The organism is Pseudomonas sp. H1_D04, from assembly GCF_054683855.1.
Genome location: NZ_CP162826.1, coordinates 4,929,777 through 4,951,015 on the forward strand (window position 1 = coordinate 4,929,777; position 21,239 = coordinate 4,951,015).

A 21,239-nucleotide genomic window follows, 5' to 3' on the forward strand; every position below is an offset into this window, starting at 1 on the left:
CCTGCTTACCGATGACCGAATATGTCGCAGCTTCGCAAGCAGCGCGCTTCCCTCAGTCGTTAAGCTGCGCAACGGATGCAGCTCTCGTTCCACAGCCTGCCAGGCGTCTGACCTGCCCGTCGTACCGTCACCCGGCAAGGTGCGCATCTTATGGAAGTTGTATGTGACCTCATTGTCTTGTCCAGCTTCACCCTCCTGTCATCCTGATTCGTCTATGGTGCTTTAGTTACCGGCGAACAGAGCTGACGGTCTCCCCGCAAGGGGATAACACGCGACGCTTCCATCAATAACAAGCCCAAGCGGAGTACCACAGATGGCGTTCTTCACCGCAGCCAGCAAGGCCGACTTCCAGCATCAACTGCAAGCGGCACTGGCGCAGCACATCAGCGAACAGGCACTGCCACAAGTGGCGCTGTTCGCTGAACAATTCTTCGGCATCATTTCCCTGGACGAACTGACCCAGCGTCGCCTTTCCGACCTGGCCGGTTGCACCCTGTCTGCCTGGCGCCTGCTTGAGCGCTTTGATCATACCCAGCCACAAGTGCGGGTCTACAACCCCGATTACGAACGTCATGGCTGGCAGTCGACCCATACCGCGGTCGAAGTGCTGCACCATGACCTGCCGTTCCTGGTGGACTCGGTGCGTACCGAGCTGAACCGTCGCGGCTACAGCATTCACACCCTGCAAACCACCGTGCTGAGTGTGCGTCGTGGCAGCAAAGGCGAGTTGCTGGAAATCCTGCCGAAAGGCACGCAGGGCGACGACATCCAGCAAGAATCGCTGATGTACCTGGAAATCGACCGCTGCGCCAACGCCGCCGAACTGAACGTGCTGAGCAAAGAGCTTGAGCTGGTTCTGGGTGAAGTGCGCGTGGCCGTGGCCGATTTTGAACCGATGAAAGCCAAGGTCCAGGACCTGCTGGCCGGTATCGACGCCAGCCAGTTCGGCATCGATGGCGAAGAAAAAGCCGAGATCAAGAACTTCCTGGAGTGGCTGGTGGGCAACCACTTCACCTTCCTGGGCTATGAAGAATTCGTGGTACGTGACGAGGCGGACGGTGGTCATATTCAATATGACGCCAGTTCCTTCCTCGGTCTGACCAAGCTGCTGCGTGCTGGCCTCACCGCCGATGACCTGCGCATCGAAGACTACGCTGTGTCTTACCTGCGTGAACCGACCGTGCTGTCGTTCGCCAAGGCTGCGCACCCAAGCCGTGTTCACCGCCCGGCCTACCCGGACTACGTGTCGATCCGCGAGATCGATGCCGACGGCAAGGTCATCAAGGAACATCGCTTCATGGGCTTGTACACCTCGTCGGTGTATGGCGAAAGCGTGCGAGTCATTCCGTACATTCGTCGCAAAGTGGCCGAAATCGAACGCCGTTCGGGCTTCCAGGCCAAGGCGCACTTGGGCAAGGAGCTTGCCCAGGTCGTTGAAGTACTGCCCCGTGACGACCTGTTCCAGACCCCGGTCGACGAGCTGTTCAGCACTGTGATGTCGATTGTGCAGATTCAGGAACGCAACAAGATCCGTGTGTTCCTGCGCAAAGACCCGTACGGTCGTTTCTGCTACTGCCTGGCCTATGTGCCGCGCGACATCTATTCCACCGAAGTGCGCCAGAAGATCCAGCAAGTGCTGATGGATCGCCTGAAAGCCTCGGACTGCGAGTTCTGGACCTTCTTTTCCGAGTCCGTACTGGCCCGTGTCCAGTTGATTCTGCGGGTAGACCCCAAGAACCGCCTCGACATCGACCCGCTGCAACTGGAAAAAGAAGTGGTGCAGGCCTGCCGCAGCTGGCAGGACGACTACTCCAGCCTGGTGGTGGAAAGCTTCGGCGAAGCCCAGGGCACCAATGTGCTGGCGGACTTCCCGAAAGGCTTCCCGGCCGGCTACCGCGAGCGTTTTGCCGCGCATTCAGCCGTCGTCGACATGCAGCACCTCAACAGCCTGACCGAAGCCAACCCGCTGGTGATGAGCTTCTATCAGCCACTGGGCCAGGTCTCCGGCCAACGCGAGCTGCATTGCAAGCTCTACCACGCCGACACTCCGCTGGCGCTGTCCGACGTACTGCCAATCCTGGAAAACCTCGGCCTGCGCGTTTTGGGTGAATTCCCTTACCGACTGCGCCACGCCAATGGCCGTGAGTTCTGGATCCATGATTTTGCGTTCATCGCCGCCGAAGGCGTGAACCTGGATATCCAGCAGCTCAACGACACCCTGCAAGATGCGTTCGTGCACATCGTCCACGGCGATGCCGAGAACGATGCGTTCAACCGTCTGGTATTGACCGCCGGCCTGCCATGGCGCGACGTCGCGCTGCTGCGTGCCTACGCCCGTTACCTCAAGCAGATCCGCCTGGGCTTCGACTTGGGTTACATCGCCAGCACCCTGAACAACCACACCGACATCGCCCGCGAGTTGACCCGGTTGTTCAAAACCCGCTTCTACCTGGCGCGCAAGCTCACCGCCGATGACCTTGAAGACAAGCAGCAACGGTTGGAGCAAGCGATCCTCACGGCCCTGGACGACGTTCAGGTACTCAACGAAGACCGCATCCTGCGTCGCTACCTGGACCTGATCAAGGCCACCCTGCGTACCAACTTCTACCAGACCGACGCCAACGGCCAGAACAAGTCGTACTTCAGCTTCAAGTTCGACCCGCGCGCCATTCCCGAGCTGCCTAAGCCGGTGCCGAAGTTTGAAATCTTCGTGTACTCGCCACGGGTCGAAGGCGTGCACCTGCGCTTTGGTAACGTCGCTCGCGGCGGCCTGCGCTGGTCCGACCGTGAAGAAGACTTCCGCACCGAAGTGCTCGGCCTGGTAAAAGCCCAGCAAGTGAAGAACTCGGTGATCGTACCGGTGGGCGCCAAGGGCGGCTTCCTGCCGCGTCGCTTGCCACTGGGCGGCACGCGGGATGAAATCGCGGCCGAGGGTATTGCCTGCTACCGCATCTTCATTTCGGGCCTGTTGGACATTACCGACAACCTCAAGGACGGCGCCCTGGTGCCGCCGGCCAACGTCGTGCGTCATGACGACGATGACCCGTACCTCGTCGTCGCAGCGGACAAGGGCACCGCGACCTTCTCCGACATCGCCAACGGCATCGCCATCGACTACGGCTTCTGGCTGGGTGATGCGTTCGCATCCGGTGGTTCCGCCGGTTACGACCACAAGAAAATGGGCATCACCGCCAAGGGCGCGTGGGTCGGTGTGCAGCGTCATTTCCGTGAGCGCGGCATCAACGTGCAGGAAGACAGCATCACCGTGGTGGGCGTCGGCGATATGGCCGGTGACGTGTTCGGTAACGGCCTGTTGATGTCCGACAAGCTGCAACTGGTCGCAGCCTTCAACCACCTGCACATCTTCATCGATCCAAACCCGAACCCGGCGACCAGCTTCGTCGAGCGTCAGCGCATGTTCGAGCTGCCGCGTTCGGCCTGGACCGACTACGACACCAGCATCATGTCCGAAGGCGGCGGTATCTTCTCGCGCAGCGCGAAGAGCATTGCCATCTCGCCGCAGATGAAAGAACGCTTCGACATCTCGGCCGACAAGCTGACCCCGACCGAACTGCTGAACGCCTTGCTCAAGGCGCCGGTGGACCTGTTGTGGAACGGCGGTATCGGTACGTACGTCAAGGCCAGCACCGAAAGCCACGCCGATGTCGGCGACAAGGCCAACGACGCGCTGCGCGTCAACGGCAACGAACTGCGCTGCAAGGTGGTGGGCGAGGGCGGTAACCTCGGCATGACCCAGCTGGGTCGTGTGGAATTCGGCCTCAATGGCGGCGGTTCCAACACCGACTTCATCGACAACGCCGGTGGTGTGGACTGCTCCGACCACGAAGTGAACATCAAAATCCTGCTCAACGAAGTGGTGCAGGCCGGTGACATGACCGACAAGCAACGCAACCAGTTGCTGGCGAGCATGACCGACGAAGTCGGCAACCTGGTGTTGGGCAACAACTATAAGCAAACCCAGGCCCTGTCCCTGGCTGCCCGCAAGGCTTACGAGCGAGCAGCCGAGTACAAACGCTTGATGAGCGACCTGGAAGGCCGTGGCAAGCTGGACCGCGCCATCGAGTACCTGCCGACCGAGGAGCAGCTCGCCGAGCGCGCCGCCAACGGCAAGGGCTTGACCCGTCCGGAACTGTCGGTGCTGATCTCGTACAGCAAGATCGACCTCAAGGAAGCATTGCTCAAGTCCCTGGTGCCGGATGACGAGTACCTGACCCGTGACATGGAGACCGCGTTCCCACCGAGCCTGGTCGCCAAGTTCGGCGAGGCCATGCGTCGTCACCGCCTGAAGCGTGAGATCGTCAGCACCCAGATCGCCAACGACCTGGTTAACCACATGGGCATCACCTTCGTTCAACGACTCAAAGAGTCGACCGGCATGAGCCCGGCGAACGTGGCCGGCGCTTATGTGATCGTGCGCGACATCTTCCACCTCCCGCACTGGTTCCGCCAGATCGAAGCCCTGGACCACCAGGTCTCCGCTGACGTGCAGTTGCAGTTGATGGATGAGCTGATGCGCCTGGGCCGTCGCGCTACGCGTTGGTTCCTACGCAGCCGTCGCAACGAGCAGGACGCTGGGCGTGACACCGCGCACTTCGGTCCGCACCTGGCCGCACTGGGCCTCAAGCTCGACGAACTGCTGGAAGGACCGACCCGCGAAGGCTGGCAGAAACGCTATCAGGCTTACACCGAAGCGGGCGTGCCGGAGTTGTTGGCGCGTATGGTTGCAGGCACTACTCACCTGTACACCCTGCTGCCAATCATCGAAGCCGCTGACGTAACCGGGCATGACGCCGCCGAAGTGGCCAAGGCCTACTTCGCCGTAGGTAGCGCTCTGGACTTGCCATGGTACCTGCAGCAGATCAGCGATCTGCCAGTGGCCAACAACTGGCAGGCTGCGGCTCGCGAAGCGTTCCGCGACGACGTGGACTGGCAGCAACGGGCGATTACCATTTCTGTCCTGCAAATGGCCGACGCGCCACAAGACATGGAAGCCCGCGTGGCCCTGTGGCTTGAGCAGCACAAGGACATGGCGGATCGTTGGGTGGCCATGATGGTGGAGATTCGTGCTGCGGTCGGTACGGACTACGCCATGTATGCGGTCGCCAACCGTGAGTTGCTGGACTTGGCCTTGAGTGGGCCGTCGGTGCTGCAACCGGCTTGATTTAGCGCCTGAAACAAAAGCCCCTGCATTGTGAGATGCAGGGGCTTTTTGTTGGAATGCCCTTTATCAAACACCCCAAAAACTGTGGGAGGGGGCTTGCCCCCGATAGCAGAGTGTCAGCCAGCCTCTTTATGACTGGCCCACCGCTATCGGGGGCAAGCCCCCTCCCACATTTTGATCTCGTTTTATCTGGAGATTAATGGTGTTTCAGCAACTTGGCTTCCAGGTGATCCAGGTGTTGGGTCATCAGGGTCACTGCGGTGCTTGAGTCGCGTTGCTCCACCGCATCCACAATCGCCACATGCTCCTGCCACGCGCAATACGTGCAGGCTTTTGCTTCGAATTGGGCAATGATCAACGACGTCAACGGCACCAGGCTGTTGAGGAACTGCGCCAACGGACCATTCCCCGCCATCACCGCCAGTTGCAGGTGAAACTCCCCCGACAAGCGAATCGCCGGCCCACGCTGGTCGCGTTCAATGCACTCGCGTTCGCGAGCAATCAACTCGCGCAGTTGGCGTATCTGCGTCGCCGTGGCCTGGGCACACGCCAGTTGCACCACGGTGATTTCGGTCATGCGCCGTGCTTCGAGGATCTGCCGCGTCTGCTGTGCGTCCGGTGCCGCTACTTGAGCGCGCTGGTTGGGACGCAGGATGATCACTTGCTGATGAGACAGCTTGGCCAATACGCGGCGAATCACACTGCGGCTCACGCCAAAGGTTTCACCCAGGCTTTCTTCTGTAAAGCGGCTGGCCGGGGCGATGCGTTGTTCGAGGATCGCGTCGAACAGCCGTGGGTAGATGTCATCCACCGTTGGCTTTTTACCGGCTACCAGGCGCAGGGCGGGGAGGAAGGGCTCGCGGTGCAGGGCGTGGGCGGTCATGGTCGTCTCCAAAAAGTCAGCTGCCCAGATGGTCGTCCGGGATGTTCAAGCGAATGCCCATGCGCAGGCCTTCCTGGAGGATGTGCTTGCGCATTTCTGCGCTGGCCAGGGCGCTGTTCTTGTTGCGGATGGCACGCACCACCGCGTCGTTTTCCTGCAGGCGTTCGGCCAGGTGTTCAGGAGAGTTGCGCAGAACCTGGGCGCTTTGCTTGAGGGCGTTGCTGGTCTGTTGCACCACGTTCTGGAAAATCGGGTTGGACGTGAGCGCAAAGAGTTCTTCGTGAAAGCCGATGTAGGCGTTCATGCCTGCTTCGGCGTCACCAGCGTCGAGCGCCTCGCGCATGTCCATTAGGGTCAAGCGCAATTGGCCGACTTCCTTGCTGCTGATGGACTGGGCCACAAGGCCGACGATGAAGGGTTCGAGGGTGTAGCGCAGTTGCAGGAGGTCTTCGAGACTGGCGTCGGCCACTGCGTCGCTGGATTGGGGCTCACTGACGCTGGTTTCGAGCACGACCACGCCTTTGCCGGGCATGGAGCGCACCAGGCCGAGGGTTTCCAGCACGATCACCGCTTCGCGCAGGCTGGGGCGGCTGATGCCCATCTGTTCGGCCAGTTCGCGCTGGCCGGGCAACATTTCGCCCCGGCGCCACTGACCTCGCGCCAGGGCGGCGCGGAGTTTTTCTACGACTGAATTGACGACCGTTGAGGTGCTGATCACGTCGATACTTCCTTAATGTTGCTAATACAGTCATGTGGGAGGGGGCTTGCCCTTGATGGCGGTGGATCAGTTGCAGATCTATCAACTGACCGTCCTCATCGGGGGCAAGCCCCTCCCACATTAGCCAGTGTTGCCCATGAGACAGCGTTAGAATTCCTGGTGGGCCGGCAGCACCGGTTTCTTGGCCTGGAAGGCATACCCTTGCTGGCCGTCCAACACCTTGTTGGCGCGCTGGATATCGATGTCTTTTTCCCAGCGTGCGATGGCCACGGTGGCGACGCAGTTGCCGATCAGGTTAGTCAGTGCGCGGCCGATGCCCATGAACCAATCCACCGCCAATACCAGCACCAGGCCCACTACCGGAATCGCCGGGATTGCTGTCAGCGTTGCCGCCAGAATTACCAGCGCAGAGCCGGGAATCCCGTGGGCGCCTTTGGAGGTGATCAACGACACGAGCAGGATGGTCAGCAAGTCAGTCATCGACAGCGGCGTGCCGGTGGCGTTGGCGATAAACACGATGGCCAGGGTCAGGTAGATCGAGAAACCGTCGAGGTTGAACGAATACCCCGTTGGAATCACCAGGCCCACGGTGGAGCTACCAATGCCCAGGTGTTCGAGTTTGCGCATGACCTGCGGCAGCACGGCATCGGAGGAGGCGGTCCCCATCACGATCAGCAGTTCTTCGCGCAGGTACTTAAGCAACGGCAGCATGCGCAGGCCCGACAGGCGCATTACCAGGCCCAGGATCAGTCCGACGAAGGCAAAGCAGGTCAGGTAGAACAGGCCAACCAGGCTGCCCAGGTGTTGCAGGGAGTCCAGGCCGTAAGTGCTGGTGGTGAAGGCAATCGCGCCGAACACACCGATTGGCGCCAGGCGCACGATCATGCCCATGATGCGGAAGATCACGTGGCTAAGTTCATTGATCAGCCGTGTGATGCCTGAGGCCGCTTCGCCCACCAGGTTCAGCGCGCTGCCAAACAGCACCGAGAACAGCAGCACTTGCAGCACGTTGTTGTCGGCAAAGGCGCCGATCACCGAGTTGGGGATCAGGTCCATCAGGAACTGGCTGGTGCCCTTGATGTGCTGGCCCTTGTCGGCCAGTTCATTGAGGCCGGCGGAGGAGAGCTGCTCCAGGTGGATATTGGCACCTTGGCCGATACCGGTGCTGAAGGCCATGACCAGGCCGATCACCAGGGCGATGGTGGTGAGGATTTCAAAGTAGATCACCGACTTGAGGCCGATTCGTCCGACTTTCTTCAAGTCGCCGGCGCCGGAAATGCCACTGACCACGACGCAGAACACGATCAGGCCAATCAGCATTTTGATCAGCTTGATAAAGCCGTCACCCAGGGGTTTGAGTTGCGAGGAGAATTCGGGAAGGGCCAGGCCGCAGATGATGCCAAGCATCAGGCCAATTACGACTTGCAGGAAAATCGAACGCGAGCACCATCTGAGCATGGGAGGGATCTCTATTCGGTGCCCTGGTGGTTCCAGGGCTTAATTGTTGTGGTCATACCGGTAAGTCCAGTGCGGGGCCAGTCTACGCCGGGTTTTTTCGAAATCACAAGTCATTATTGGTTGATTGACAAGTCCCGGTCTGACCAGTTGGTCGCTGAGGGCGATGCTTGAGCGGTTGGCGGGCTGGAAAAATTTTCGTCTATCATCCGCCGCTCGGCTTATGAGGTGATGGATGGACACTCCAGGATTGACCACTGACGCAGCGGGCCACGTTCATTGCAGCTGGCGCACCTCGGCGCCGGAATATCCGCGTTACCACGACCATGAATGGGGTGTGCCGGTGGCGGACGATGTCCAGCTGTACGAGAAAATTTGCCTGGAAGGCTTTCAGGCGGGGATGGCGTGGATCACCATTTTGCGCAAGCGCGAGCAGTTTCGTGCGGCATTCGAGGGCTTTGATTTTCGTCGGGTGGCGCAGTACGGCGAGGCTGATATAGAGCGGCTGATGCAGGATCCGGGGATTGTGCGTAATCGGGCCAAGATCGTGTCCACCATCAACAACGCGCGCAGGGCCTGTGAGCTGGTGGATGAAACCGGATCGCTGGCGCGGTGGTTGTGGGCGTTCGAGCCGGGTGATGAAGAGCGCCCGGCGGTGGTGGACCTGGCTTACTGGACGGGCAACCCCACCTCACCGGCCTCGGTGCGACTGTCCAAGGCCCTTAAAAAACGTGGCTGGACCTTTGTAGGTCCGACCACGATGTATGCGCTGATGCAGGCGATGGGGATGGTCAATGATCACCTTGAGGGCTGTGCGTGCCGGTCAAGAATCGAAGAACTGCGCTGCCTATTCAAACGCCCCTAGTCCCTGACTCAACGCGGTCAAAACTGTGGGAGGGGGCTTGCTCCCGATAGCGCTAGTTCAGCCAAATGGGTGTCGTGACGCACTGCTATCGGGAGCAAGCCCCCTCCCACATTTAGCGCCCGCCCATACTTCTGATAGATGTCTTAGCTGATCATTTTGGAAGAGGGGTCAGCACCTCGGCCTTGTCATCCAACACCATCACCACCAGCAACTTCGCCGGCTGGGTCTGGCTGGCATTGCTGGATTCAAAGTGCCGCGAACCCGCGGGCTCGTAGAACGATTCGCCGACCTTGTAGGTTATCGCTTTCTCATCATTGACCCGCGAAGTGATCGCGCCCTCCAGCACATAGGCCACCGCCGTCCCCGTATGGCTATGGGGAACGGTGGCCTGGCCGGGGGCGTAATCAACGGTGAGCATGATGGTTTTCTTGCCGGGCACGTTGGTCAGGGCGTGCTCCTGCAGCACCTTGATCGACTCTTGGTTGTACACCGGTTCGTGGGCAAAGGCGCTGAGTGAGGCGAGCATCAGGGTGGTGGCGAGCAGGCGTTTCATGTTCGGGTTTCCGAGTAGTTCGAGACCTGTCCACCCTACGCCGCAGAACCTGGCCGACCAATGACCAATCCGCCGGAAAAGCCCCTAGCCAATCTGTTTGAGAATGTCGCGCACCTTGTCCAGCGCCGGGTCTATATCCAGGGTTTCGATGGCGCCGAATCCAATAATCAGCCCAGGGCGCACCGGTGCGTCGTGGAAGAACACATCAAGCGGGTATAAACCCACTTCGGCCTCACGTGCCAATGTCATCAGCAACGGAATGCTCACCGGCACCTTGCACAGCGCCGCCATATGAAACCCCGCCACGGTGGGCACGGCTTCGAACCACGGCGACAAATCCCCGGCCAGTCGTTGCAGGATGCGCTCACGACGCCCGGCATATACGGAGTGGCAGCGGCGGATGTGTTTGAGCAGGTAGCCTTCGCTGATGAACTTGGCCAGCGCCCATTGCGGCAAGGTGGAGCTGTGCTGGTCGGTCAATTGCTTGGCCTTGAGTACCGCGCCGTGGATCGCCGGCGGCAGCACCAGATAGCCCAGGCGCAGTTCGGGCAGCAGGGTTTTGGAGAAGGTGCCGACGTAAGTGACTACGCCGCGGGTGTCCATGCTTTGCAGGGAATCGGTGGGGCGGCCTTCGTAGCGGAATTCACTGTCGTAGTCGTCCTCGATGATGATCGCCCCCAAGTCGAAGGCGCGGACCAGCAAGGCTTCACGGCGCGCCAGGCTCATGGGCATGCCGAGGGGGAACTGGTGGGAGGGGGTCACATAGATCAAGCGGGTGCCGTCGGGGATCTGATCCACCTGAATGCCTTGGTCATCCACCGGCACACTGGCGACCCGGGCGCCCATCGCCTGGAACAACTGGCGTGCGGGGCTGTAGCCAGGGTCTTCCATGGCGACGATGCTGCCTGGTTCCAGCACCACGCGGGCCAGCAGGTCCAGCCCCTGTTGCGCGCCATTGGTGACCACGATGTCGTCATCGCGGCATTTGACGCCTCGGGAAAAGGCGATATGCCCAGCGATGGCACTGCGCAGTGCCGGCAAGCCTTCGGGTTGGCTGTAGAAGCCGCTGTTCTGGGCAATGCGGCGCAGCGCGTCCTGGGTGCAGCGTCGCCATTCGTCTTGTGGGAACTGATTGCGGCTAGTGGCGCCGCCGAGAAATTCGTAGCGCAGGAGGTTGTCGCGTGTGGGGTGGCGCATCGGCGAGGGCAGCGCCTGCCATTTAGCCAGGTTGTTGGCGCAGGCCAGGTCGGTGGCAGTTTGCAGGCGATCCGCAGGGGGTGCCCAAGCGTTAACGAAGGTGCCACGACCAATCTTTCCCACCAGCAAGCCTTCATAGGTCAACGTGGCGTAGGTATCGGACACGGTCTTGCGCGATACGCCCAACTGCTCGGCCAGCAGGCGGCTGGGCGGCAGTTGCGCGCCTGCAGCGAGACGCCCGGACGCAATGGCCTCGCGCAATTGCTGATAAAGCTGGGCTGCCAGGTCCTTGCGGCCTTTGATGACGATGTGCAGTTCCATGTTTCACTCTGAGACAAATCGATCTACGCCAAGGTTACGCGTAAATCGATCTGTAGAAACCCGGGCGAAGTCAGGAGAGGAAACCACCGTCTACATTCAGCGACACACCGGTGGTGTAGCTGGACGCGTCACTCGCCAGAAACAGCACCGCGCCGGCCATCTCGCTTGGGTCGGCCACACGCTTGAGCGGGATCTGCGCCAGGGCCATTTTCAGGATCGCATCGTTCTTCACCAGCGCCGAGGCGAACTTGGTGTCCGTCAGGCCCGGCAGCAGGGCGTTGCAACGGATGCCGAATTCAGCGCATTCCTTGGCGAACACTTTGGTCATGTTGATCACCGCGGCCTTGGTCACCGAGTAGATGCCTTGGAAGACACCCGGCGAGATGCCGTTGATCGAGGCCACGTTGATGATGCTGCCGCCGCCGTTTTCGCGCATCAGCTTGCCGGCTTCCACCGACATGAAGAAGTAGCCGCGAATGTTCACGTCAACGGTCTTCTGGAACGCGCCCAGATCGGTGTCCAGCACGTTGCAGAACTGCGGGTTGGTGGCTGCGTTGTTGACCAGAATATCCAGGCGGCCGAACTGCTCGCGAATGCCGGCGAACACCTGGCTAATCTGCTCCATTTCACCAATATGGCAGGCAACCGCAGTGGCCTTGCCGCCGTCGGCGATGATTGCGTCGGCCACATGCTGGCAGCCTTCTAGCTTGCGGCTGGAGACGATCACATGGGCGCCTTGCTGAGCCAGCAACTTGGCGATGGCCTCACCGATGCCACGGCTGGCGCCGGAGACAAACGCAATTTTGCCGTCGAGGTCGAACAGATGAGTCTTGGACATGGGGGTTCCTTGTTTTTGTGCGATCAGAGGGCTGATTTAGCGATTACCTTCAGGCTCATTTGCTCCAGCAGTGAGTTCATGTGAATGAACTGAGCAAAGCGTTTGTCCTGGGTCTGGCCATGGAAGAAACGGTAGTAGATCTGCTGCACGATGCCGGCCAGGCGGAACAGGCCGTAGGTGTAGTAGAAGTCGAAATTATCGATCTGGATGCCCGACCGTTCGGCGTAGTAGTCGACGAACTCGCGGCGGGTGAGCATCCCGGGCGCATTGCTCGGCTGGCGGCGCATCAGTTGCACCGGCGCGGGGTCGGCGGCCTCTATCCAGTAGGCGAGGGTGTTGCCCAAGTCCATCAGCGGATCGCCGAGTGTAGTGAGCTCCCAGTCCAGTACGCCGATGATCTGCATCGGGTTGTGTGGGTCGAGGATCACGTTGTCGAAGCGGTAGTCGTTATGCACGATGCTTGATGTCGGGTGGTCGGCCGGCATCTTGTCGTTGAGCCAGGCCCGCACTGCCTCCCATTTGGGCGCATCGGGGGTCAGGGCCTTTTCGTAGCGGTCGCTCCAGCCGCGAATCTGGCGTGCCACATAGCCTTCGGGTTTGCCCAGGTCGGCCAGTCCGCAGGCGGTGTAGTCGACTTGGTGCAGCTCGACGAACTTGTCGATAAAGCTTTTGCACAGTGCTTCGGTCTTGGTTGCATCCAACCCCAGCTCAGGCGGCAGGTCGGAGCGCAGGATGATGCCCTTGACGCGTTCCATCACGTAGAACTCAGCGCCGATCACCGACTCATCGGTGCAATGCACATAGGCTTTGGGGCAATACGGGAAGCCATCTTTTAGCTGATTGAGAATGCGGAATTCACGGCCCATGTCATGGGCTGACTTGGCCTTGTGACCGAAGGGCGGGCGGCGCAGGACGAATTCCTGCCCAGGGTATTCCAACAGGTAAGTCAGGTTGGACGCGCCGCCGGGGAACTGGCTGATCGCAGGCGTGCCGCTCAGGCCCGGGATATGGGCCTTGAGATAGGGATCGATCAGGCCAGCATCAAGTTCTTCGCCTGGGCGAATCTGGGTCGATTGGTCGTTCAGCGCCATGCTTATCCCTTCTGCTTATTCTAAAGGCCTTGGACTATTTCCTAATCTAATGCGCACGACCGCCCAGCGACAAGGTCGGGGCGGCTTAATAGGTTAGCGTGTTGGATGATGATCAGCGTGCCTGATTGGTCATTTTACGGGCGCGGGTAACGCGACCGGCGTGAGCACTGGTCGGCCGGCGAAGTACTCCACCAGATTGTCGGCCACCCGTTGCACGGTGTCGTGAGCGGCTTCCGGTGAAAGGCCGGCCACATGGGAGGTGAGTACGGTATTGCTCAGGTGCTTGAGGGCATCGGGCACTTTGGGTTCGTCGTCGAATACATCCAGCGCAGCCCCACCAATGCGGCGCTGTTCAAGGGCGGTGATCAGGTCGGCGGTAACCACCACGCTGCCACGGCCAATATTGACCAAGTAGCCATTCGGCCCCAGAGCATCCAGGGCGTGACGATCAATCAGGTGACGGGTGCTCGGGCCACCGGGCGTGGCCAGGATCATGAAGTCCGAAGTGCGCGCCAGCTCCACGGCGCTGGCGCAGTAGGTGTAGTCCACATCATCACGGGGCTGACGGTTGTGATAGCTCACTTCCATACCGAATCCGAGGGCGGCGCGCTTGGCGATTTCCAGGCCCACGGCGCCCAAGCCAAGAATGCCCAGTTGCTTGCCGCCCAGGGAAGGGCGCATCACCTTGGGCCATTCACCGCGCCGCACGGCGACGTCGGTCTGCGGGATGCCGCGCACCAGGGACAGCAACAGCGCCATAGCGTGGTCCGCCACCGACGGCGCATTCACCCCGGCGCCGTTGGTCACGACAATCCCACGATTGCTGGCGGCCTGCAGGTCAACATGTTCGTAACCGGCGCCGATCACACAGATGATTTCCAGCAGCGGCAGCGCGGCGATTTCGTCGGCGTAGAGGCCCAGGGGGCCGCGGGTCAACACGGCGTTGATCTGGCCGCCATAGCGCTTGATGGCTTGGGCTCGTTCGGCTGGAGTTGGCGCCAGGATCACATGAAAGTCATTGCTCTCGATGATTTGCAGGTAGTCGTTGATGGTTTCAACCAGGACCAGAACAGTGGTGGTCATCGGACGGCTCTTCCTTGTGGGGCGGGATGGAAGAGAGAGTATGCGACATTTTATAGGGCGGTGATGCAAGGTCCGCAGGGGGCGGGTAGAGGGCAGTGAATCCATAGCATGGATCCACGCCCTGGTGAGTCGCGCAGTCTTAGCCGATGCGAGGCATTGGGATCATTGTGTTGTTCGGTTTGGGCGCAGCAGCGTATTCAATGCCGTTAAAAGGGAAGCTGGGAGGCTGCTGTGGCTTGGGCTTATCTTGTGCCGCGATTTGATCGGCAATATGCATCGCCACGCTGTCGACCAAGTGGCCTGCGTGGGACAGATTGAGGTTTGAAATCGTCATGGTTGAATCTCCAAGGTTCGTGATAAGGCTCCCTCTGAGTGGGCGAAACAGGCGTCACGTTCCTGACTGGAACAAATTGTCGTCAATTGGATTAATCTGCTTCGTACAACCATTCCTCAGCTAAGTCTTTGCTTATTCAGAAGAATCCCGGACAATCCGGCCCCTTCTATGGTCGGGGCGCTGCCTGTCAGGTTTTTCTGACTCGTCCCGGCCGTGTAAATGCGGAGATCCGACCGGATGAATGATCAGGCCAATAGCGTCGACGAACGCTATGCAACGACACCTGCAACCCTCACAAGCTGGAGCCGCCAGGACACCACCTGGATGCTTGGCCTGTTCGGCACCGCCATTGGCGCCGGTACCTTGTTCCTGCCAATCAACGCCGGCCTGGGCGGTTTCTGGCCGCTGGTGATCCTGGCAGTGCTGGCGTTTCCGATGACCTTCTTTGCCCACCGTGGGCTGACCCGTTTTGTGCTCTCCGGCCGTGAAGGTTCGGACATTACTGATGTGGTCGAAGAGCATTTCGGTATCAAAGCGGGTGCACTGATCACCTTGCTGTACTTCTTCGCGATTTTCCCGATCCTGCTGATCTACAGCGTGGCCCTGACCAACACGGTCAGCAGCTTTATGGAACACCAGTTGCACATCATGCCGCCGCCACGGGCGCTGCTGGCGTTTGTGCTGATCCTCGGCCTGCTGGCGGTGGTGCGTTGCGGCGAACAAGTGATCGTCAAGGCCATGAGCATGATGGTGTACCCGTTTATCGTCGCCTTGCTGTTCCTCGCGGTGTACCTGATCCCGCATTGGAACGGTGGCATCCTCAGCACCGCGAGTGTGGTCCCGGCGCCTTCGGCCTTGCTCAATACCCTGTGGCTGGCGATTCCGGTGATGGTGTTCTCGTTCAACCACTCGCCGATCATCTCGGCGTTTGCGGTTGACCAGAAGCGCCAGTACGGCGAACACGCCGATGAGCGCAGTTCGCAGATCCTGTCCCGCGCGCACCTGTTGATGGTGGTGATGGTGCTGTTCTTCGTGTTCAGCTGCGTGCTGACCCTGTCGCCGGCCCAGTTAGCTGAAGCGAAGGCGCAGAACCTGTCGATCCTGTCGTACCTGGCCAACCACTTCAACAACCCGACCATCGCGTTCGCTGCACCGTTGATCGCGTTCGTGGCGATTGCCAAGTCGTTCCTCGGTCATTACATCGGCGCGAGCGAAGGCCTCAAGGGTCTGGTGCTCAAAAGCGGTCGCCGTCCAGCTGCGAAGACGCTGGACCGTATGACTGCGGGCTTCATGCTGGTGGTGTGCTGGATCGTTGCCACGCTGAACCCCAGCATCCTCGGCATGATCGAGACCCTGGGCGGGCCAATCATTGCGTCGATCCTGTTCCTGATGCCGATGTACGCGATCCGCAAGGTGCCGGCCATGGCCAAGTACCGTGGGCACGCGTCCAACGTGTTTGTCACCGCAGTGGGCCTGGTGGCAATTACTGCATTGATTTACTCGCTGCTGTCCTGAACCCAGGGCTCACGCAAGCAAGCCGATTCGCGCATAGCGCGAATCGGCTTTTTTTTGCCCGCGCAAAAGCTGATGCGGCTCAACCGCAGCCGAGCAATGAGGGCTAAGCTTACGCACGCTTTTTGCCAGGATGGGTTGGGCCGATTGAAGACTGAAACCGATGCACCCGTTGCCGTACCGTCGAACCGCATCCAAGACCTGCTGGCTGGCTTATCCATCGCGGGTTTGCTGCTGCCGGAAGCCGTCGCCTATTCCAGTATCGCCGCGCTGCCGCCCCAGGCCGGGGTGATCGCTTTATTTGCAGGCCTGGTGTGCTACGGCCTGTTCGGCACTAGCCGCTTTGCGATTGTTTCGGCTACCTCGTCGTCGGCGGCCGTTTTGGCGGCGGCGACGGCGAGCCTGGCGGGAGATGACCCGGCACTGAGGCTTTCCCTGGCCTTCGGGCTGGTACTGCTCACCGGGGTGTTTTTCCTGTTGGCCGGCCTGTTGAAACTTGGCGGCGTCACTTCGTTTATCGCCAAGCCCGTGTTGCGTGGCTTCGCCTTCGGCCTGGCGCTGACCATCATCCTCAAGCAATTGGCCAGTGTGGTGGGCGTGCACCTGACCGATAACAACCTGATCCGTTTTCTGCCGCAGTTGCTGGAGCAGCTACCGCGTTGGAACTGGTCTGCGGCACTGGTGGCGGGGCTGGCGTTGCTGGTGTTGTGGCTGTGCGCACGCTTCCCGCGTCTGCCGGGTGGTCTGGTGGTCGTGGTGCTCGGCATCGCTGCCGGGCAGTACCTGGACCTGCAGGCCTATGGCGTGGCGCAGATCGGCATGATCGACCTGCGCCTGGAGCTGGGGCATTTGCCGGTGCTGCCGTTTGCCGACTGGCTACGCCTCGGGGAATTGGCGTTTGCGCTGGTGATGATCCTGTACGCGGAGTCCTACGGCTCTATCAGTTCGTTCGCGCTCAAGCATGGCGACCGCGTGTCCTCCAACCGTGACCTGCTTGCGCTGGGAGTGGCCAACCTGGTCTCCGGTCTGTTCCACGGCATGCCGGCCGGTGCCGGGTATTCGGCGACGTCGGCCAACGAGGCGGCCGGCGCCTATTCGCGCCTGGCGGGGATTGTCGCGGCGCTGGTGATATTGCTGATCGTGCTGACGGTGCTGCCCTATGTCGCGCTCACGCCGGAGCCGGTGTTGGCGGCCGTCGTCATCTATGCCCTGGGTCGAGGCTTGAGTTTGCAGCCGCTGGGGCGTTATTTCCTGTGGCGCCGCGATCGCGTGCTGGTGATTTGTGCGGTGGCGGCGGTGCTGGTGCTGGGCGTGCTGGATGGTTTGCTGCTCGCGGTCGCAATCAGTGTGATGTTGATGCTGCGCCAGATGTCGTCAGCCGACATTCAAGTGTTGGGCCGCCTGGGTGACAGCCATGATTTTGTCGACCGCCTGCACCATGCCGATGCCCTGGCCGTCCCGGGGGTATTGATCGTGCGGCCCAGCGAAGCGCTATTTTTTGCGAACGCCGAGCGCATCCTGGGCGCGGCCTTGCGCCTGATGCGTCATTCCCAGGCGCAGGCGGTAGTGTTGAGCCTGGAAGAATCGCCGGACCTTGACGGCACCAGCATCGAAGCGCTGGCGGCTTTTTTTGCGCAAGTACACGGGGAGGGCAAGCGCCTGGTACTTGCCCGCGTGCGGCATGACGCGCGCGAGGTGTTGCAGGGGCTGCCCGAAGCATTGGCGTCCCATGTGCTGCTCAGTGGCTTGAGCGTCGATGGCGCGGTGCAGCTGGCGCTGGAGGTGAGCAAGGCGTGACGCGTGGGGATTGCTCCAAATAGCGGTGGGTCAGTGGCAGATGCATCAACTGACACTCCCCCATCGGGGGCAAGCCCCCTCCCACATTTGGATCGGTGTCTTCAGCCAGTCCACCTTGAGGATCAGGCGGTGGTGCGGTTGAAGGTATAAGGTCGTTCGTCGCGGTCAAAACTGTGGGAGGGGGCAAGCCCTCTCCCATATTTGGAACGGTGTCTTCAGCCAGCTCACCTTGAGGATCAGACGGTGGTGCGGTTGAAGGTATAAGGTTGCTCGTCGCGGCCAAAACTGTGGGAGGGGGCAAGCCCCCTCCCACATTTGGATCGGTGTCTTCAGCCAGCCCACCTTGAGGATCAGACGGTGGTGCGGTTGAAGGTATAAGGTCGCCCGTTGCGGTCAAAACTGTGGGAGGGGACAAGCCCTCTCCCACATTTGGATCGGTGTCTTCAGCCAGCTCACCTTGAGGATCAGACGGTGGTGCGGTTGAAGGTATAAGGTTGCTCGTCGCGGTCAAAACTGTGGGAGGGGGCTTGCTCCCGATAGCGGTGGGTCAGTGACAGAGGGATCAATTGAATGTGTTTGTATTCCAGGCATAAAAAAACGCCGCGTATCTTGCGATACGCGGCGTTTTTGTTACATCAACACCTTAGGCTTGAATCACCGGGATGTTGGCGCTTGCTGCGATCTTGCGGAACTCAGCGATCTGGTCGAAGTTCAGGTAGCGGTAGACGTCGCTGGCCATGGTGTCCAGTTTCGCCGCGTAGCCCATGTACTCTTCGACGGTCGGCAGGCGACCCAGGGTGGAGGCTACTGCCGCCAGCTCAGCCGAGGCCAGGTAGACGTTGGCACCATCACCCAGACGGTTAGGGAAGTTACGGGTCGACGTCGACACAACAGTCGAGTTCGGTTCTACACGTGCCTGGTTACCCATGCACAGCGAGCAGCCCGGCATTTCCATGCGCGCGCCAGCCTTGCCGTAGATGCCGTAGTAGCCTTCTTCGGTCAGTTGGTGAGCGTCCATCTTGGTCGGCGGCGAGAGCCACAGACGGGTAGGCAGCTGACCCTTGACCTGCTCCAGCAACTTACCGGCAGCGCGGAAGTGACCGATGTTGGTCATGCACGAACCGATGAACACTTCGTCGATCTTCTCGCCGGCAACACTCGACAGCAGACGAGCGTCGTCCGGGTCGTTTGGTGCGCAGAGGATCGGCTCGTTGATTTCGGCCAGGTCGATCTCGATGATTTCGGCGTATTCCGCGTCGGCATCGGCTTCCATCAGCTCTGGGTTGGCTACCCAGGCTTCCATCGCTTGAGCACGACGTTCCAGGGTACGTGCATCGCCGTAGCCTTCGCCGATCATCCAGCGCAGCAGGGTGATGTTGGAGTTCAGGTACTCGGTGACGGACTCTTTCGACAGCTTGATGGTGCAACCGGCAGCGGAACGTTCGGCCGAGGCGTCGGACAGCTCGAAAGCCTGTTCCAGCGTCAGGTCGTTCAGGCCTTCGATTTCCAGGATGCGGCCGGAGAAGGCGTTTTTCTTGCCTTTCTTCTCGACAGTCAACAAACCGGACTGGATCGCGTAGTAAGGAATGGCATGAACCAGGTCACGCAGGGTGATGCCAGGTTTCATTTTGCCTTTGAAGCGCACCAGGATCGATTCCGGCATGTCCAGTGGCATTACGCCAGTGGCTGCGGCGAACGCGACCAGACCGGAACCGGCTGGGAACGAGATGCCCATCGGGAAGCGGGTGTGGGAGTCACCACCGGTACCGACGGTATCCGGCAGCAGCATGCGGTTCAGCCAGCTGTGGATGATGCCGTCGCCTGGACGCAGCGATACACCGCCACGGGTCATGATGAAGTCAGGCAGGGTGTGGTGGGTGGTCACGTCGATCGGCTTTGGATAAGCCGCGGTGTGGCAGAAAGACTGCATTACCAGATCGGTCGAGAAGCCCAGGCACGCCAGGTCTTTCAGTTCGTCACGGGTCATAGGACCGGTGGTGTCCTGGGAACCCACGGTGGTCATCTTCGGTTCGCAGTACGTACCTGGACGAACGCCTTTGCCTTCCGGCAGGCCGCAGGCCTTGCCGACCATTTTCTGGGCCAGGGTGAAACCCTTGCCAGTGTCGACCGGTGCTTCAGGCAGCTTGAACAGGTCGGTAGGGCCCAGACCCAATTCGGCGCGAGCCTTGTCGGTCAGGCCACGGCCGATGATCAGCGGGATACGGCCGCCGGCACGAACTTCGTCCAACAGGACCGGGGTCTTCATTTCGAAGGTGGTCAGGACTTCATCGGTGCCGTGTTTGCAGACTTTACCAGCATGAGGATACAGGTCGATCACGTCGCCCATGTTCATGTTGGTCACGTCGAATTCGATTGGCAGTGCGCCAGCATCTTCCATGGTGTTGTAGAAGATCGGAGCGATCTTGCTGCCGAAGCAGAAACCGCCGGCACGCTTGTTCGGTACGTAAGGTACGTCGTCGCCGAAGAACCACAGTACCGAGTTGGTAGCGGATTTACGCGAAGAGCCGGTACCGACCACGTCACCGACGTAGGCGATCGGGAAGCCTTGGCCGCGCATTTCTTCGATCTGCTTCATCGGGCCGGTCTTGCCTTGCTCGTCCGGCACGATGCCTTCGCGAGCCATTTTCAGCATGGCCAGGGCGTGCAGCGGGATGTCAGGGCGGGACCAGGCGTCCGGAGCAGGGGACAGGTCGTCGGTGTTGGTTTCGCCGGTGACCTTGAATACGCGCAGGCTGATCTTGTCGGCCAGGGTAGGGCGGTTGCGGAACCATTCGCCGTCAGCCCAGGACTGGATTACGGCTTTAGCGTGCTCGTTGCCGTTGCGGGCTTTTTCGGCGACGTCGTGGAACGCGTCGAACATCAGCAGGGTGTGCTTGAGTTGGGCCGCGGCGACAGGCGCCAGCTCGGCGTCGTCCAGCAGCTCGACCAACGTCACGATGTTGTAGCCGCCTTGCATGGTGCCGAGCAGTTCAACAGCGCGTTTCTTGTCGATCAGGGGGGAAGTGGCTTCGCCCTTGGCCAGGGCAGACAGGAAACCGGCCTTGACGTAGGCAGCTTCGTCAACACCAGGTGGAATGCGGTTGGTGATCAGGTCAACGAGGAATTCTTCTTCGCCGGCTGGAGGATTTTTCAGCAGCTCGACCAGGCCTGCGGTTTGTTCGGCGTTAAGCGGCTGGGGAACAATACCCAGGGCTGCACGCTCTTCGATATGTTTGCGGTAGGCTTCAAGCACAGTTATTACCCTCATCAGTGGTCCCACGGGACGCTCATCCAGAAATGAACGGCACGCATGCGCTCGGGGGCTTTTTGGGCCGCAAAGCCAGCGCTGCCGGCATTCCTCACAGAAGCTGCTTTCAAAGTTTTACGCCTGCAGAACGGAGCTGATGAGG

At 60.4% G+C, this 21,239-nt stretch carries 14 protein-coding genes; 4 read left to right on the forward strand and 10 right to left on the reverse strand.

The features are described 5' to 3' along the window. Positions 1-313: 313 nt before the first annotated feature. The gene (locus tag AB4N82_RS22815) at positions 314-5,182 is read left to right on the forward strand and encodes an NAD-glutamate dehydrogenase (protein ID WP_122765400.1); all 4,869 of its coding nucleotides are present in this window, start codon (positions 314-316) and stop codon (positions 5,180-5,182) included. Positions 5,183-5,378: 196 nt separating this feature from the next. On the opposite strand, the gene AB4N82_RS22820 is transcribed toward AB4N82_RS22815, so the two are convergent. The 3 genes from AB4N82_RS22820 to AB4N82_RS22830 form a co-directional block, all read right to left on the reverse strand. Beyond that, positions 5,379-6,065: a GntR family transcriptional regulator gene (locus AB4N82_RS22820; RefSeq protein ID WP_032887200.1), complete on the reverse strand. Its 687-nt coding sequence runs from the start codon at positions 6,063-6,065 to the stop codon at positions 5,379-5,381. 16 nt (positions 6,066-6,081) lie between these two features. Continuing rightward, on the reverse strand, positions 6,082-6,783 hold the full coding sequence (locus AB4N82_RS22825; protein WP_095184588.1) for a FadR/GntR family transcriptional regulator: 702 nt from the start codon (positions 6,781-6,783) through the stop codon (positions 6,082-6,084). Positions 6,784-6,930: 147 nt separating this feature from the next. Then, positions 6,931-8,256 carry a C4-dicarboxylate transporter DctA gene (locus AB4N82_RS22830; protein ID WP_177326439.1) on the reverse strand — a complete coding sequence of 442 codons (1,326 nt, stop codon included), beginning with the start codon at positions 8,254-8,256 and terminating at the stop codon, positions 6,931-6,933. Between the two features lie 217 nt (positions 8,257-8,473). On the opposite strand from AB4N82_RS22830, the gene AB4N82_RS22835 reads away from it, so the two are divergent. After that, positions 8,474-9,103 (forward strand): DNA-3-methyladenine glycosylase I, encoded by a 630-nt coding sequence (locus AB4N82_RS22835; protein ID WP_122753040.1) that lies wholly within the window; start codon positions 8,474-8,476, stop codon positions 9,101-9,103. A 151-nt stretch (positions 9,104-9,254) separates the two neighbouring features. On the opposite strand, the gene AB4N82_RS22840 is transcribed toward AB4N82_RS22835, so the two are convergent. From AB4N82_RS22840 to AB4N82_RS22865, 6 genes are all read right to left on the reverse strand, one after another. Beyond that, a complete protein-coding gene (locus AB4N82_RS22840) occupies positions 9,255-9,656 on the reverse strand; it encodes a cupin domain-containing protein (RefSeq protein WP_122753039.1) in 402 nt (133 codons plus the stop codon). An 84-nt stretch (positions 9,657-9,740) separates the two neighbouring features. Next, positions 9,741-11,174, reverse strand: coding sequence for a MocR-like pyridoxine biosynthesis transcription factor PdxR (pdxR, locus tag AB4N82_RS22845; protein ID WP_032887192.1), 1,434 nt, complete (start codon positions 11,172-11,174; stop codon positions 9,741-9,743). Positions 11,175-11,244: 70 nt separating this feature from the next. Continuing rightward, entirely contained in the window at positions 11,245-12,012 is a 768-nt protein-coding gene (locus tag AB4N82_RS22850) for an SDR family oxidoreductase (protein WP_032887191.1), read from the reverse strand. A gap of 23 nt (positions 12,013-12,035) precedes the next feature. Next, positions 12,036-13,103: a phosphotransferase family protein gene (locus AB4N82_RS22855; RefSeq protein ID WP_095184592.1), complete on the reverse strand. Its 1,068-nt coding sequence runs from the start codon at positions 13,101-13,103 to the stop codon at positions 12,036-12,038. A gap of 129 nt (positions 13,104-13,232) precedes the next feature. After that, positions 13,233-14,186 (reverse strand): 2-hydroxyacid dehydrogenase, encoded by a 954-nt coding sequence (locus AB4N82_RS22860; protein ID WP_122765399.1) that lies wholly within the window; start codon positions 14,184-14,186, stop codon positions 13,233-13,235. A gap of 139 nt (positions 14,187-14,325) precedes the next feature. Further along, complete coding sequence (locus AB4N82_RS22865) at positions 14,326-14,520, reverse strand: hypothetical protein (RefSeq protein ID WP_032887188.1); 195 nt, start codon at positions 14,518-14,520, stop codon at positions 14,326-14,328. Between the two features lie 237 nt (positions 14,521-14,757). Here AB4N82_RS22865 and AB4N82_RS22870 point away from each other — a divergent pair, with 237 nt between their 5' ends. Both AB4N82_RS22870 and AB4N82_RS22875 read left to right on the forward strand, forming a co-directional pair. Continuing rightward, a complete protein-coding gene (locus AB4N82_RS22870) occupies positions 14,758-16,035 on the forward strand; it encodes a serine/threonine transporter (RefSeq protein ID WP_032887187.1) in 1,278 nt (425 codons plus the stop codon). A gap of 144 nt (positions 16,036-16,179) precedes the next feature. After that, positions 16,180-17,829 (forward strand): SulP family inorganic anion transporter, encoded by a 1,650-nt coding sequence (locus AB4N82_RS22875; RefSeq protein WP_122765398.1) that lies wholly within the window; start codon positions 16,180-16,182, stop codon positions 17,827-17,829. Between the two features lie 643 nt (positions 17,830-18,472). Here the strand turns inward: AB4N82_RS22875 and acnB are convergent. Then, positions 18,473-21,082 (reverse strand): bifunctional aconitate hydratase 2/2-methylisocitrate dehydratase, encoded by a 2,610-nt coding sequence (gene acnB, locus AB4N82_RS22880; RefSeq protein WP_032887185.1) that lies wholly within the window; start codon positions 21,080-21,082, stop codon positions 18,473-18,475. Positions 21,083-21,239: the final 157 nt, after the last annotated feature.

Excerpts from the sequence above, each read along its gene's own strand:
- AB4N82_RS22815 (WP_122765400.1), top strand. The coding sequence starts at position 314 with ATGGCGTTCTTCACCGCAGCCAGCAAGGCCGACTTCCAGCATCAACTG.
- AB4N82_RS22820 (WP_032887200.1), bottom strand. The coding sequence starts at position 6,065 with ATGACCGCCCACGCCCTGCACCGCGAGCCCTTCCTCCCCGCCCTGCGC.
- AB4N82_RS22835 (WP_122753040.1), top strand. The coding sequence starts at position 8,474 with ATGGACACTCCAGGATTGACCACTGACGCAGCGGGCCACGTTCATTGC.
- AB4N82_RS22840 (WP_122753039.1), bottom strand. The coding sequence starts at position 9,656 with ATGAAACGCCTGCTCGCCACCACCCTGATGCTCGCCTCACTCAGCGCC.
- pdxR (WP_032887192.1), bottom strand. The coding sequence starts at position 11,174 with ATGGAACTGCACATCGTCATCAAAGGCCGCAAGGACCTGGCAGCCCAG.
- AB4N82_RS22850 (WP_032887191.1), bottom strand. The coding sequence starts at position 12,012 with ATGTCCAAGACTCATCTGTTCGACCTCGACGGCAAAATTGCGTTTGTC.
- AB4N82_RS22855 (WP_095184592.1), bottom strand. The coding sequence starts at position 13,103 with ATGGCGCTGAACGACCAATCGACCCAGATTCGCCCAGGCGAAGAACTT.
- AB4N82_RS22860 (WP_122765399.1), bottom strand. The coding sequence starts at position 14,186 with ATGACCACCACTGTTCTGGTCCTGGTTGAAACCATCAACGACTACCTG.
- AB4N82_RS22865 (WP_032887188.1), bottom strand. The coding sequence starts at position 14,520 with ATGACGATTTCAAACCTCAATCTGTCCCACGCAGGCCACTTGGTCGAC.
- AB4N82_RS22870 (WP_032887187.1), top strand. The coding sequence starts at position 14,758 with ATGAATGATCAGGCCAATAGCGTCGACGAACGCTATGCAACGACACCT.